Origin of the sequence: Diplocloster modestus, from assembly GCF_019042245.1 — a bacterium.
Lineage (GTDB): Bacteria > Bacillota > Clostridia > Lachnospirales > Lachnospiraceae > Diplocloster > Diplocloster modestus.
The window spans coordinates 1-13,752 of the sequence record NZ_JAHQCX010000030.1 but is presented as its reverse complement, the minus strand read 5'-3'; the positions used below and the strand labels follow the sequence as shown (position 1 = coordinate 13,752).

The following is a 13,752-nucleotide window of genomic DNA, read 5'->3' as shown; positions in this document are numbered from 1 at the left end:
CCGCCTTTTTCAGCTTCATATTGTGGCATCTATTATTATATGTTATAATGCACTCTGGAGATGTTGAATATGGAAATCGGAAAAAAATTAGCTGATTGCAGACGCGCCGCCGGACTTACGCAGCAGGAGGCCGCAAATAGGATTCATGTATCGAGACAATGCCTGGGAAATTGGGAGACAGGCCAACGGCAGCCCCGGATTGGAGATATCATACAGCTATGCCGGCTTTATGGGATCACCTTAGATCAGCTCATCGATACAGTATAATAGGACCTTCCTGGTCCATGAAAGCGCATGTCTTAAATTTTCCAGCCCTCGCCGCTCCCGCAGGATAGAAGATAGTGCTGGTTTTTCTAAGGCGTGAGGGGTAATTCTGCGTATTGTGCGCTATGAGTGCACTATGAGTGCACTACTGACAACTATATAATACTTTTCAATTACCTATGCTACACGATTCATTTGACTAACCATATCTATAAATTTTTTCATGTCCTCCACATAAGAATAAGGCGCATATTCTGAATATATCTCTGGACTGTCAAGTATAACAATCTGCACACCTTCTGCCCGCAATGCTTCCAATGTACCTGGCAAACAACGCGCCTCATTCACACTCTTACATTGATACGCCAAACATCCCTGTTTGTCGAAAATTTTTGCTACTATATAAATTTTTTTATCTCCCATTTAACTCACCTTCCCAATATTTCAAGCGCTCTATAAAACCTTGTTCGCAGCAAATTATCTTTGCAGTATATTCCTTATAAAGTAATTTTCCTATTTCAGCTTCTTTATATTTGTAGATATACCTATGGCTCCAAATATTAAATAAATAATCTTCTCCGCACCACAACTGAATTTCAATCGGATATGCCAGATTATCTCTTTGGTAATATAGGTGAATGGCACGATAACCATCATCAACCGTTTTCCCGTTTCGCAAATCAACTACTCTAAAATGATCTGGATATTCTTCAGGATATTGGTCAAACCTAAGTCTAAATCCAAGAATATCGTTAAAGCATTGCTTAAATCCTCCGCCGATTCTAATAGTTTTCTCATATTTTCGCATAATAGAATCATCACTTTTAAACCTTGAGCCAATCAAATTCTCTTGTATCAATACGTCAATATAACTCGCACGATATTTCTCTATATCCTCTAATATATTTTGTAACGGCGTTTCCCGCAAAGAAATCTGCTTTAAACTTCTTCCTAATGTCGATTTGTAGGATAACATGTCTAAGGTTTCTTTTGGAATAAATAAGTCCATCCTGCTCACCACCTTTACCAAATAGTATATCACAAAATCTATGGAAAATCACTCTTATTGACTCATATATGCACAGTCTCAAAGACCGCACCAACCATGAAAGGTTTGTGCGGTCCATTTTAATCTCTTTAATCTATGATTTTCTTAGAATTTCCCTGCTTTAGCGCTCTCCTCAATACCGACAGCCACAGCCACCGTAGCACCAACCATCGGATTATTTCCCATACCGATCAGTCCCATCATCTCCACATGAGCCGGAACGGAAGAAGAACCAGCGAACTGAGCGTCTGAGTGCATTCTTCCCATCGTATCCGTCATACCATAGGAAGCCGGACCAGCTGCCATGTTATCCGGATGCAGCGTACGGCCTGTACCACCGCCGGAAGCAACGGAGAAATATTTCTTGCCCTGCTCGATACATTCCTTCTTATAAGTACCTGCGACAGGATGCTGGAATCTGGTCGGATTCGTGGAGTTACCGGTAATGGAAACATCCACGCCTTCCTTATGCATGATCGCAACACCTTCGGTTACATCATTAGCGCCATAGCAGTTAACCTTCGCGCGAAGGCCTGTACTATAGGATTTACGGAAAATCTCTTTTACTTCTCCTGTGTAATAATCCATCTCGGTCTCAACATAAGTAAATCCGTTGATTCTGGAAATAACCTGAGCGGCGTCTTTTCCAAGCCCGTTTAAGATAACACGCAGGGGATTCTGGCGAACCTTGTTTGCCTTTTCTGCGATACCGATCGCGCCTTCAGCCGCTGCGAAGGACTCATGTCCGGCCAGGAAACAGAAGCATTCGGTATTCTCTTCCAACAGCATCTTTCCTAAGTTTCCATGTCCCAGACCTACTTTTCTCTGGTCTGCTACAGAACCGGGGATACAGAAAGCCTGAAGTCCCTCTCCGATGGCTGCTGCTGCATCTGCCGCTTTCCGGCAGCCTTTTTTGATTGCGATTGCGGCACCTACCGTGTAGGCCCAGCAAGCATTTTCAAAACAGATGGGCTGGATTTTCTTTACCTGATCGTATACATTCAGACCGGCATCCTTTGTAATCTTTTCGGCTTCTTCTATAGAAGCGATGCCATAGCTGTTTAATACGGCATTAATTTTATCAATTCTTCTCTCATAGGATTCAAATAAAGCCATTCTCTCTTACCTCCTCAATTACTCTTGTCTAGGGTCAATGATTTTTACAGCGTCATCTACACGGCCGTATTGACCTTTTGCTTTTTCCCAAGCGGTGTTCGGGTCATCGCCTTTTTTGATGAAGTCTGTCATCTTGCCAAGGCTTACAAACTGATAACCGATAATCTGATCTTCTTCATCCAGAGCGATTCCGGTTACATAGCCTTCCGCCATTTCCAAGTAACGAGGTCCTTTTTTCAGAGTTCCATACATGGTTCCAACCTGGGAACGAAGGCCTTTTCCTAAATCTTCCAGACCTGCGCCAACCGGCAGTCCGTCTTCGGAAAACGCACTCTGTGTTCTTCCGTATACGATCTGAAGGAACAGTTCTCTCATCGCTGTGTTGATCGCGTCACAGACCAGGTCCGTATTCAGAGCTTCCAGAACGGTTCTGCCGGGCAGAATTTCGGAAGCCATAGCTGCGGAGTGGGTCATGCCGGAACATCCGATCGTCTCTACCAGAGCTTCCTGGATGATTCCTTCTTTCACGTTCAGGGTCAGTTTGCAGGCACCCTGCTGAGGAGCACACCAGCCTACCCCATGGGTCAAGCCGGAGATATCAGATACGTCTTTTGCCTTTACCCATTTAGCCTCTTCAGGAATGGGAGCGGCACCATGGTTCACGCCCTGCGCTACCGGACACATTTGTTCTACTTCATGTGAATAAATCATTATAAGACTCCTTCCATATGTATAGTGAGATTTGCGTGCGGCTACCTTTGTTCGACATCGTTACTTATTTAACGCCGCACCTTAGGTTATTTTCTCACAAAAAGGCGGATTCGTCCAGAGGTTTCCAGAATTTTTCGGGATAAATTACTTTTACAAATGATCCTCGTCTGTGCTATACTGTTACAAAAATGTCAAAGTAAGGAGTGTAACTTCATGGAACGAAAAGAACTCATAGAGATCGTACATCAGACCAGGCCTTTGGTTATGGACGAGGTCAATTCCAGGGCAATCACCGCTAAAGGTACCGCTGATTTTGTCACCAAAGTTGATTTTTCGGTCCAGGATTTTCTGCGGAAGGTCCTGTTTCGCAAATATCCCGGCATCGGCCTCATGTCCGAGGAGCAGAAGGAAAATGTGATCGGTCCGGATACAAACACCTGGATTCTGGATCCCATTGACGGAACGACAAACCTCATCCACCATTACCAGCATAGCGCCGTTTCCCTGGGACTTTATGAGCAGGGAGAGATTACATTGGGTGTTGTGTATAATCCTTTTACCGATGAGACATTTTCCGCCGCAAAGGGATGCGGTGCGTATCTGAATGAGCAAAAGATACAGGTGAGCGACCAGACAGATATGCTGTGCACCCTGATATCCATGGGTACAGATCCATACGAAAAAGAAAAGGCTGCACAGAATTTTGCGCTGTTCCAAAAAGTTTTTATGGAGTGCACGGATATCCGGATTTCCGGATCAGCCGCTCTGGATCTCTGCTATGTGGCCTGCGGGCGTCTGGATACATTTCTGGAACGTAATCTGAAGCCGTGGGATTATGGCGCCGGTTCCCTGATTTTGACAGAAGCAGGCGGAAAGATAACTGGCTGGAAGAATCAGCCGCTTACCTTTGACCAGAACTGCAATGTTCTGGCTACGAATGGATATCTTCACTCTTATTTCTTAGAGCACATCGTTATTGATTAATATGTATCTTTCTTACCGATAAAGATATGAATGGGGTTTAAACGAAAGGCCGGTAAGAACCTCGCAGGGCTTAGAAGCTCTGTATGGACGCTATCGGCCTTTATGATTCCTGCTATTTCCTTTACTTGACAGACTGGGGGATACTCCTTTCCTTGCAGAGTATCTGCTTTTTTACTATTCTGTGTAAGTGATCTGTCCATTTACACTTTTCTTGTTTTCTCTTTTGCCATTTCTTTTCCTTCATATTTTTTAAATTAAGGCTGTTCACAAAAGCATCAATCAGTATGGCTATACTATGAGGCTCTACGAACGTATCCCAGGAACACAGCATCAGATGATTACGGTCAAAAGTGGATATATATGGCATAATCCGTCACCTCGAACTATCGTATGTTTATCCTTATTATCGTATATTTTCGGCTGGAAATCTCACTGTCCGAGCCGTCCTTTACTGTGAAACCTTAACTTCTGGGTAGCTAAAAAAGCGCAGACTTCCCCCATCAAGTTTTTTGATGTTCATTTTGACCTCCGCTAACAGGTTCAGGCGGCAACTACCGGAACTTCCCAGCCGAGCGCTTTTAATTTCTTTAGGTACGCATTAATTTTACGTTCCTTGTTGAAACGATTGTAATAATCTGCTCCCAGATCCTTGAAAACGACTCCATCCTTGAGCATGTGATAAATAGCTATAAGTATGGAATGAGCTACCGCCACGTAAGCTCGCTTTTTTCCTCGGTGGGCACTTATTCTCATGAACTGCGCATAAAAGTAGGAAGTTTTATTTCTTACAGCGGAATGGGCACACACAACCAGGGTTGACCGCAGGAGGGCATTCCCTTTTCGGATTTTTCCGGACTTTCTCTTTTGGGCACTCTCGTTATCGCCCGGACATATCCCTGCCCATGCAGCCAGATGTCCATCGGTAGGAAAACGCCCCATATCTGTACCAATAACCGAAATGATGGCTTGAGCACTGGTTTTCCCTATTCCCGTTACATCCTGGATTACTTGTACCGCTTGTTTTTCTTCTGGCTTCATAAAGTGATCAATCTCATCGTCCAGATTTTTGATGTGGGCGTTGAGTTCATCCAGATGAGACAGCAGTTCTTTCATCATTCGACGTTGTAATGGGGTCATGAAACCATTCAGGTCATCGATGATTTGTTCCTTGCTGGCTTTGAGATTATGGGCTATGATTTTCTTTTCATACATCTCATCATACTTTGCTTCGTTGATGACTTCTCCGGTGAGAAGATATTCCAGAATGTTGCGCGCACTCTTACAGTTGATGTCAGATACCGTACCAGACAGTTTAATGTTGGCACCCTCCAGCATCTTTTGGAGGCGGTTCAATTCCCTGGTGCGCTCACCTACGAGACTTTTCCGGTAACAAACCAGCTCTCTTAACTCCCGCTGATCTTTATCCGGGATATAGCTGGCTTTTAGCAATCCGTGCGCAAGAAGATCCGCAATCCATTCCGCATCCTTCACATCAGTCTTGCGACCAGGTACTGCCTTCATATGGCTGGCATTCACTATCATAGCGTTTAGTTCACAAGACTCGAGGATGTTGTACAGAGGCTTCCAATAAGAGGCTGTGCTTTCTTGCGACCATTTCACAGCCGCCTTCCTTAAGCCAGTCAACCATTTCAAGAAGCTCTCTGGTAGTTGCACCAAAGTTACGTAACTCCTGCTTGTTGCCTTTTCTAAAGCAGGCTACGATGAGCTTTTTGTGCACATCAATACCACAACAGTTGTCGTAAATTTTATCCATACTAGCACCTCCAAAATAAAATTTACGGCACGGTACTCTGTCTATTATTATTTTACTGTACGTCCTTCTGCCGTAAGCGGCTGGACAGATGGTGGTGCAAATGAGAGTACCTAAAATCAGTTTGGCGAACGGGCTACAGGCCCAAAGTACAGTCGATTTTTGCCGTTAAGATCAGTATAAGGTCAATCAACAGCAATTTCAATAATCTATCGCCTGCATAGTTTCATTTATGGTGTTGCCACGGCAGGGCATGGGGGTTTGGCGAGTTTGTTCCGGGTCCTGCCAATGAGAGGTTCTCCTGTCTTCGGAGTTAGCCGTTCTTAGGTCCGGTCGAAGTGATTTGCCCCCGCAAGATGAGCCGCCCGGTTCCAGGGCCCCGCCGCGTTCCTCTCTTCCCGGACCTTAGTAAAAATCTTTATTTAGTTTTCGGACAGTCTCCCCTGCACTTGTAACTATCCCCCCTCATACCAGCTACAGATGAGCTCCAGGATGTAATATTTGGCAGGCTATGGCGCAATTGTTCGAAAGATGGTATGATATTTTTATTCTGGGCAGTGTTTTTGTCTTATTTTGAAATTATAGATACAACTTTGAAACAAATGTCCGATATAATGACACTATTCTGATAAAAATATTGGTGTATTTTGAAAAGAATTGGAACTTTTTCGGGGGTCTGTGGATCTAATAGATAGATGAAAAACCTTTTTATGAGGATGACTTTTATGAGGATGACTTTTATATGGAAGCGAATTACGAACGTACACGCTATGAAGCCCGTATGAGGCTGCGGCGGAAGAAGAAGCTGATTAAGGCGGCCAAGCTATTGTCTTATCGCGTGCTCAAATCTCTGATCTTTGTTGTGATCGGGATGATTCTGGGTTTTCTTTTGGCGCATAGGACAACCGGTACGCCCAGTGAATCGGAAAATTTAACGTCGGTTGTGCCGAAACCGGAGATTCCGGTAGTTTCTGACACCCCTAAGGAGATTCAGGTTCTTCTGGATCCGGGGCATGGGGGGAAGGATACCGGAAGCGAGGCGGCCAAAACTCCGGAGAAGTCGTTGAATCTGGCCATTGCGCTTCTGGTGGAGGAAGAGTTGAAAAACGCAGGCGTCGAGGTGGTCATGACCCGCAGCAGCGACCAGACCGTTAGTCTGGATGAGAGAGCTGCCCTCGCCAATGATAATAAGGTTCAGGCTTTTGTCAGTATACATCAGAATTCTTTTGAGGATGATCGTTCCATACGGGGATTGGAAGTCTGGTATAACGATGTGAAGTCTTCAGGGGGGGCCGGGAGCAAAAAATTGGCGGACGCCATACATACATATGCCAAACAGACGGCCGGGACATCGGACAGGGGAACGGTTCAGGACGAAAAACTGAAGGTACTGCGCACGACTACCGTACCGGCCTGCCTGATTGAGGTCGGTTATCTGACGAATAAAACGGATAAGAATCTGATCTTTTCAGAAAGTTATCAAAAAGAGCTGGCTAAGAATATTGCCAGAGGAATACAGGAATTTTTGCAGTCCTTTGGAACATCGGCCAAATAGAAGGGATGTTCCAAAGGACTGTACCTGATATCAGGAGGTATCGGATTTGATTACAATATTGATTGTGGAAGATGAATGTGCCATCGCGGAGCTGATTCAGGCAGGGTTTGAAAAGGCCGGGTATGCCTGGGATTACGCCGCGGATGGAAAAGAAGCAGCGGATAAAATAGAAAACCGTGCTTATGATCTAATATTGCTGGATATCATGCTGCCGGAAATAGACGGTTATGAACTGATGGAATATATTGAACCACTGGGAATTCCCGCCATTTTTCTTACGGCGAAAGGTACCACCAGGGACAAAGTGAAGGGGCTGCGCATGGGCGCGGATGATTATATTGTCAAGCCATTTGAGATCGATGAGCTGCTGGCCCGGGTGGATTCCGTACTGCGCCGCTATAATAAGGGGCAGACTCTTTTATATGCGGCAGATGTGGTCATCGATACCCAGTCCAGGCGGGTTATGCAGAATGAGCAGGAGGTAATGCTCACGCCCAAGGAATATGAACTTCTGCTCTTTCTTGTGAGGAACAAGAACTCGGCGTTGTACCGGGAAACGTTGTTTGAACGGGTGTGGCTGGAAGATTTTACGGGGGATTCCCGTACTTTGGATCTGCACATTCAGCGGCTGCGCAAGAAATTGAATTGGAAGGACCGGATCAAGACCGTATACAAAATCGGCTATATCCTGGAGGTTTCCACATGAAATTTTCCACCAAACTGATTCTTAGTATGACGATTCTGGTTGCCGTTCTATTTTCTGTAGGGGGTACGATCTTAATCAGCAGAAATTTTAAACATTCTCTGGAGACTGCCGCCGCACAGAATGTGGAGCAGCATCTGCTGGAACGTTATGCCATTGAGTCCAATATGGTTAATTACATATTAAGCGGTGAGAACTATTCCGAAGATAAAGTGGCGGACTCTGCCAAACGTCTCTCCGGTTATACCGTGGGCCAGAACAAAGTGATGGCTCTGTATACTGACGCCGGAAAGGCCCTGTATACCAATCTGCCGGCCCTGTCTGACAAAAATATGGAAGCCATATTGCGGCAGGAAGGCAACACTTATCTGATCCGGCAGGCAGATGGGCTGAATTATATGCTGCTGACTTCTCAGCTGGAAATAGATAAAAACATCGTCTTGCTGGTCAGTGCTTATGATATAACCGGATTGTTTGCGGAGAGGGACCGCCAATTACAGGATTTTTTGCTGTTGGACGGCATCGTGATCCTTCTGTGTGTCCTGGCTATCGGACTTATGACCCATGTTCTGACCGGACCGATTCAAAAGTTGAATAACGCCAGTCTTCATATCGCCAACGGTGCTTACAAAGAACGCACCCGCATCCGAAGCTCCGATGAGATCGGGCAGCTCAGCCGGAACTTCGATCTGATGGCCGATGCCATTGAGCAGCAAATCGCCGAGCTGCAATTATCGGTACGGCAGCGGGATGATTTTATCAACGCGTTTTCCCATGAAATCAAGACTCCCATGACAGCCATTATCGGTTACGCGGATATTCTGCGGACCAGTGCCACTGATAAGGAAAAACAGATCCGGTATTCCCGGACTATTTATCAGGAGAGCCGGCGCCTGGAGGAGCTTTCCCGGAAACTTATGGACCTGATGTTTTGTACCGAAGAGAACTTAACGACAGGACCTCAGCCTGTGTATACGATCGTGCATCGTCTGCATCAGCAGATGGAACCTCTGCTGGATGAGGTCAGGCTCTCGATCGCTGTGGAGCCTGCTTCAGTAGTTGCCGACGCATCTTTGCTGGACTGTCTGCTCCGGAACTTGATTTTGAACGCAAAAAAAGCGGACCCGAAGGACCGGACGATAGAGCTGTATGGAAAAATTAAGGATCAGGCTTATCGCTTCTCGGTGGAGGACAGCGGCTGCGGTATCCCGCCGGAAGAACTGGCCCGTATCACAGAGCCGTTTTATATGATTGATAAATCCCGCTCCCGGGCTATGGGCGGTTCCGGTCTGGGGCTGTTTTTATGTTCCAAAATAGCGGACCTGCATCATACAAAGCTGCATTTTGAAAGCGAATTAGGCGTTGGAACGACTGTTTGGTTTGAACTGGAGGTGGCAAAAGATGCTTAAACATTGGAAAAGTCTGGTGTTTCTTATTCTAACTCTGCTCATCGTGGCAGGCGCTATCTATTTTCCCAGTCTCTTCTTCACCATTCAGGACGCCCAGATGATGGCTGTAGCTCATTCCCGCCAGGAAATTCATGCGAAACTGGCGCCCGAGGCAGAAGAAATTTATCTGGTTAACACGATCCGCGATATCTATCAAAACAGCCAGTACTTTGATTATGGCGGAGGTTATAATTATCCGCTCAGTATAGATGACTCTCCTTTTGCATCGATCGTTAACAGCCTCAATGAACAGTTGGAGAATATGATCGATCAGTCCGCTTTGGATAATGATTTGTTGGATAGCTTCCATAACATGATCACCCCTATGATCTGGGTAAGCGGCAGTTATGGTATATGGGATAATAAGGAAACTCCTTTTTCTTATTATACCATCTATGATGAATCCTTCATGGCAGAAGGATATATCGATAACCCTCCTCAGCTGTCTTTTTATATGGAGCCTAAGACAGGAAAGGTTCTGTACCTGCAGATGTTCAATCATCAGCATGAAACACTAAAAGACGCTCCCAGGGACACCATCAACGCCTATATCCGCTACCTGGGCCTGGACGTATTGGACGACTGGACCTTTCAATCCCAGGGTGCCGCCTCCGAAAAGGCTCAGTTAAAGATCATATATCTGCAGAATGATACCGATTATTACATACAGATACTCCCTGTGGGGTATTATTTCTACAACCCCTATATAAATTATCCTTATGTGGATACATCCATACCGAACAGCGCGGTAAATGGTTTTATGGATTCTGATTCTGCATACTCTTATTAATATTGCATCTCTTATTATTTACATTCCGTGATTTTATGGCATCGGCGCCCCTATGCTCTGCCTTTCCTTAGCTACCGCAATCAGCCTGTTTTTCTTCTCATGCCGCATCATGATGACAACCAGGATCACAGCCGTGAGAATAAAGGCGCTGCCTCCTATGATACCGGTCGGAGCCGGTCCGATAAACGGATTATATACATCGGAGCCGGTCAGGAAATAGATGCCTATGGACGCAAATCCGTTCAGACTGCCGTGGGCGATGGCCGCAGGCAGACAGCTTCTGGTTTTTAAGGACAGGAAGGACAGAAGCGTTCCCATAATGATACAGAATCCGCACATGGCCAGAATCCCTGTAAACGGATAGCCGGTATATCCGAATCCGTAATTATGCCCCATAGCGGTAAGCGGCGCATGCCACAATCCCCAGATCACTCCGCTGATCAGCAACGTCGGCAGTATCCGGAAACGCTCCGACAGTTTGGGAACCAGATAACCTCTCCATCCCCACTCTTCACCAATGCAGGTAAAGATGTTCACGATCGGCCCTAACACCACTCCGATTCCGATCTGCACCAGCATATTAGTCTTAATAGCCTCCAGCGGCAAGTCGATCCCCATCGCCTGATAAGTCTCCATCATGTATCCCAGATTCGGATCAAACCTTTCCGGATAAATCAGGAAATAAACCACACTGCCCAGAACCGTCAGGATTACCGGAAGGAACCATCCAATCACATAATAGCGGATATGCCCACGAAAATTCGGCAGAATCCAGGCATCCCGAAATCCTTCCTTTGTAATCAGTCTGGTCAGCAGTACACAGACCGCCGGTATGAACATCATGGCGGAAACCAGAATGCTGACTGCAGGCGATGACTGCATATTGGAAACCAGGCTTCCGATTACAAATATTTCCAATAGATACGTTATAACAAATGTCAGCCCAAGATAAATTAGAATGCGTCTTCTTGTACCACTTTTATTCTTTTCCATATTTGGCCACCCTTTTCATTCCTTGCCGTTTTCTATCGCTCATATTTACCATATCACGAATAGAATTGCTTGAAAAGAGGGTTTTATTTTAAAATAACCATGGCCAGGCCAAGTACCGCCAAAACCACACCGGTTATCCGGTTCAGTGTCTTTGTGCTGGCTTTATTCGCAAAGCCGGCGGCCGCCAGAGCACCGGCAAGTGTAGCTAAGATACAGGTAACCAAGGCGAACAGATCCGGTTTCCCGCCGATCGCCATATGGCTTACCGCACCGGTCAGCGCGGTAAAAGCCATAATGAATACACTGGTTCCAACCGCAGTTTTTAATTCGTATCCCAGAATACTGGTTAAGATGAGCAGCATCATCATACCGCCGCCCGCTCCCACAAAACCACAAATAAACCCGATCACACAGCCTGCGATCAGGGACTGTATGATCTTTTTCTTCCGGGATTTATTTTCATTCGCTTCCCTGGTCGTCATAACCGGCCGTACAATAAATTTGATTCCCAGTAATAACGTCATATAGACGGAAAAGCTTCCCATCGTGGTGTTTGGTACATAGGATGCCACCTTACTGCCAACCATGGTCAGGATCAGTGTGGTCACCAGCATCAGAAAACCATTTTTAATATCAATATTCTTGTTGCGGTAGTAGGTCCATGCGGAAGCCGCAGACGCTAAAACATCAGAGGCCAGGGCAATTCCGATCGCCTCATAGGCTGGAAAGCCCAAAAACGTAATCAACATGGGGGAAATCACCGCTGCCGCAGACAGACCCGCTAACCCTGTCCCAATCCCCGCTCCAAGTCCGGCGATGATGCAAATAATCAGTTTTAACACCATTTCTTATGTACTCCTTCCATATTTTGTCCCATTTTCTCCAGTATTTTTTCAAACATAGCCTGTTCATCCTCCGTAACTCCATCGAACAGCCCGTTGATAAACTGCATTTGAACTTCGGCCAGACGTCTGACTACTTCCTCTGCGGACGGTTCAATCTTCAGATGCACCTTCCTCCTGTCCGCGGCCTCCTGCCTACCCGATAAATATCCCCGTTCCGTAAGCCTGTCTACAGCTCCGCATACATGTGATTTTGATATCATCCGGTAATTCACGATATCCCTGGCCGTATCGTAACCAGGATTGTTCCAGAGATACAGCAGCACGTCTATCTCGTTCTGCGTAAGTCTTTCTGTTTTCGCAATCTCATGAAATATACCTTCATAAGTCTTTTTGGCTTTTGCTGCACTGTGCATAAAATCTATTGTAAGTCTGCTATCGAAGAACTCAATTGCCATTTTACCTTCCTCCTCTCCCTATCCCCCTACCCAAAATAATATGGTTTATTATTGAACTGTTCACTTATGAACTATTATACGCAATTTTTTTTATTCGTCAAGCCAAATAAAACTTAATCATGGCTTCTGTATAGTCCCCTCGCCGGGCGCGCAAATACATAAAAATGGACCTATGAAAAATTCACAGATCCACTTTTTAAAACAAATCTTATAATTAATCTCTATTTAAACATTCATCTTATTATAATCTTCAATTTCTATTATAAACTTTAATCCTATTATAATCCTCAATCTCTATTATAGTCTTTAACTATTTATAAACTACTCTTTATTCAACTTAACAAAAGCCGGTATGTAAAGTACGAAAGAAAGAAGCATAAAACAAACGCAGATACCGATACAGATATTTACCGCCAGCATCGGCAGCTCTGGGAACAGGAACAGCACGAACATTACCACATACAACACAGCCGTGCACACCTTACCATACCACATGGCTCCGTCCAGCATTTTTCCTTTCCGCAGCATCAGCGCCCCCATGGTCCCCATAAATCCTTCCTTAACAACAAACAGAATCATCATCGGAATCATCTGGTTGTACCGGATCGTCAGGCAAAGCACCATGGCCGCCTGCGTCAGCTTATCCGCTATAGGATCCAGCGCTTTACCCAGCTGTGTAATCTGATTAAACCTGCGGGCGATCATCCCGTCAAACATATCCGATATACTGGAAATCACTACGATCAGAGCCGCCACATAATAATCACTGACCGTATCCGCCGTTACATATCTCCAAATAATAACGGGTACCAAAATAATCCTCAAATATCCCAGCAAATTTGGTATGGTAAAAAGCTGTTTACGCAATGGCACATCATGTCTTATCTGCATTAATCCCACACTCCTTCGACATCTCATTACGCAGTAATATAGCATATCTTCCCGAAAAGATCAAGAAACGACAATAATCTACAATTCCGTTTTCTATAAATGTTACTATTCACGGCCAATGTCAGTTAGTTAAGCTCATAGGGTATTCAATCTATGAGGGTCTAACTAAAATTTTAAA

General features: G+C 45.3%; 14 protein-coding genes and 1 pseudogene. 6 read left to right on the top strand and 9 right to left on the bottom strand.

The window, feature by feature from the left end; translation table 11 throughout:
* The first annotated feature begins 69 nt into the window (after window positions 1-69).
* Window positions 70-267: a helix-turn-helix transcriptional regulator gene (locus KTH90_RS24500; RefSeq protein ID WP_238727609.1), complete on the top strand. Its 198-nt coding sequence runs from the start codon at window positions 70-72 to the stop codon at window positions 265-267.
* Window positions 268-441: 174 nt separating this feature from the next.
* Here the strand turns inward: KTH90_RS24500 and KTH90_RS24495 are convergent, their stop codons facing one another.
* The 4 genes from KTH90_RS24495 to KTH90_RS24480 form a co-directional block, all read right to left on the bottom strand.
* The gene (locus KTH90_RS24495; RefSeq protein ID WP_158355069.1) at window positions 442-687 is read right to left on the bottom strand and encodes a DUF6718 family protein; all 246 of its coding nucleotides are present in this window, start codon (window positions 685-687) and stop codon (window positions 442-444) included.
* Window positions 677-1,273 carry a nucleotidyltransferase family protein gene (locus tag KTH90_RS24490; RefSeq protein ID WP_158355067.1) on the bottom strand — a complete coding sequence of 199 codons (597 nt, stop codon included), beginning with the start codon at window positions 1,271-1,273 and terminating at the stop codon, window positions 677-679. The genes KTH90_RS24495 and KTH90_RS24490 overlap by 11 nt, the downstream gene beginning before the upstream one ends.
* Window positions 1,274-1,417: 144 nt before the next feature.
* The gene (locus KTH90_RS24485) at window positions 1,418-2,428 is read right to left on the bottom strand and encodes a GGGtGRT protein (protein ID WP_158355065.1); all 1,011 of its coding nucleotides are present in this window, start codon (window positions 2,426-2,428) and stop codon (window positions 1,418-1,420) included.
* An 18-nt stretch (window positions 2,429-2,446) separates the two neighbouring features.
* Complete coding sequence (locus KTH90_RS24480; protein ID WP_158355063.1) at window positions 2,447-3,139, bottom strand: iron-sulfur cluster assembly scaffold protein; 693 nt, start codon at window positions 3,137-3,139, stop codon at window positions 2,447-2,449.
* A gap of 213 nt (window positions 3,140-3,352) precedes the next feature.
* On the opposite strand from KTH90_RS24480, the gene KTH90_RS24475 reads away from it, so the two are divergent.
* Window positions 3,353-4,123: an inositol monophosphatase family protein gene (locus tag KTH90_RS24475; RefSeq protein ID WP_238727608.1), complete on the top strand. Its 771-nt coding sequence runs from the start codon at window positions 3,353-3,355 to the stop codon at window positions 4,121-4,123.
* Between the two features lie 540 nt (window positions 4,124-4,663).
* Here the strand turns inward: KTH90_RS24475 and KTH90_RS24470 are convergent.
* Window positions 4,664-5,897: pseudogene (locus tag KTH90_RS24470) on the bottom strand (IS110 family RNA-guided transposase).
* A gap of 739 nt (window positions 5,898-6,636) precedes the next feature.
* Between KTH90_RS24470 and KTH90_RS24460 the strand changes: the two are divergent.
* From KTH90_RS24460 to KTH90_RS24445, 4 genes are read left to right on the top strand one after another with little or no spacing between them, the layout of a single operon-like run.
* The gene (locus KTH90_RS24460) at window positions 6,637-7,449 is read left to right on the top strand and encodes an N-acetylmuramoyl-L-alanine amidase family protein (protein ID WP_158355057.1); all 813 of its coding nucleotides are present in this window, start codon (window positions 6,637-6,639) and stop codon (window positions 7,447-7,449) included.
* Window positions 7,450-7,495: 46 nt separating this feature from the next.
* Window positions 7,496-8,155 carry a response regulator transcription factor gene (locus tag KTH90_RS24455; protein WP_238727605.1) on the top strand — a complete coding sequence of 220 codons (660 nt, stop codon included), beginning with the start codon at window positions 7,496-7,498 and terminating at the stop codon, window positions 8,153-8,155.
* The gene (locus tag KTH90_RS24450) at window positions 8,152-9,561 is read left to right on the top strand and encodes a sensor histidine kinase (protein WP_158355055.1); all 1,410 of its coding nucleotides are present in this window, start codon (window positions 8,152-8,154) and stop codon (window positions 9,559-9,561) included. The genes KTH90_RS24455 and KTH90_RS24450 overlap by 4 nt, the downstream gene beginning before the upstream one ends.
* Window positions 9,554-10,390, top strand: a complete 837-nt coding sequence (locus tag KTH90_RS24445; RefSeq protein WP_158355053.1) for a hypothetical protein — start codon at window positions 9,554-9,556, stop codon at window positions 10,388-10,390. Before KTH90_RS24450 ends, KTH90_RS24445 begins: the two co-directional genes overlap by 8 nt.
* 33 nt (window positions 10,391-10,423) lie before the next feature.
* Here the strand turns inward: KTH90_RS24445 and KTH90_RS24440 are convergent, their stop codons facing one another.
* The 4 genes from KTH90_RS24440 to KTH90_RS24425 form a co-directional block, all read right to left on the bottom strand.
* The gene (locus tag KTH90_RS24440) at window positions 10,424-11,383 is read right to left on the bottom strand and encodes a CPBP family intramembrane glutamic endopeptidase (RefSeq protein ID WP_158355051.1); all 960 of its coding nucleotides are present in this window, start codon (window positions 11,381-11,383) and stop codon (window positions 10,424-10,426) included.
* Between the two features lie 83 nt (window positions 11,384-11,466).
* The gene (locus KTH90_RS24435; RefSeq protein WP_158355049.1) at window positions 11,467-12,228 is read right to left on the bottom strand and encodes a sulfite exporter TauE/SafE family protein; all 762 of its coding nucleotides are present in this window, start codon (window positions 12,226-12,228) and stop codon (window positions 11,467-11,469) included.
* Window positions 12,219-12,683: a MarR family winged helix-turn-helix transcriptional regulator gene (locus KTH90_RS24430; RefSeq protein WP_158355047.1), complete on the bottom strand. Its 465-nt coding sequence runs from the start codon at window positions 12,681-12,683 to the stop codon at window positions 12,219-12,221. The genes KTH90_RS24435 and KTH90_RS24430 overlap by 10 nt, the downstream gene beginning before the upstream one ends.
* A 321-nt stretch (window positions 12,684-13,004) precedes the next feature.
* Window positions 13,005-13,574, bottom strand: a complete 570-nt coding sequence (locus KTH90_RS24425; protein ID WP_158355045.1) for a CDP-alcohol phosphatidyltransferase family protein — start codon at window positions 13,572-13,574, stop codon at window positions 13,005-13,007.
* Window positions 13,575-13,752 lie beyond the last annotated feature (178 nt).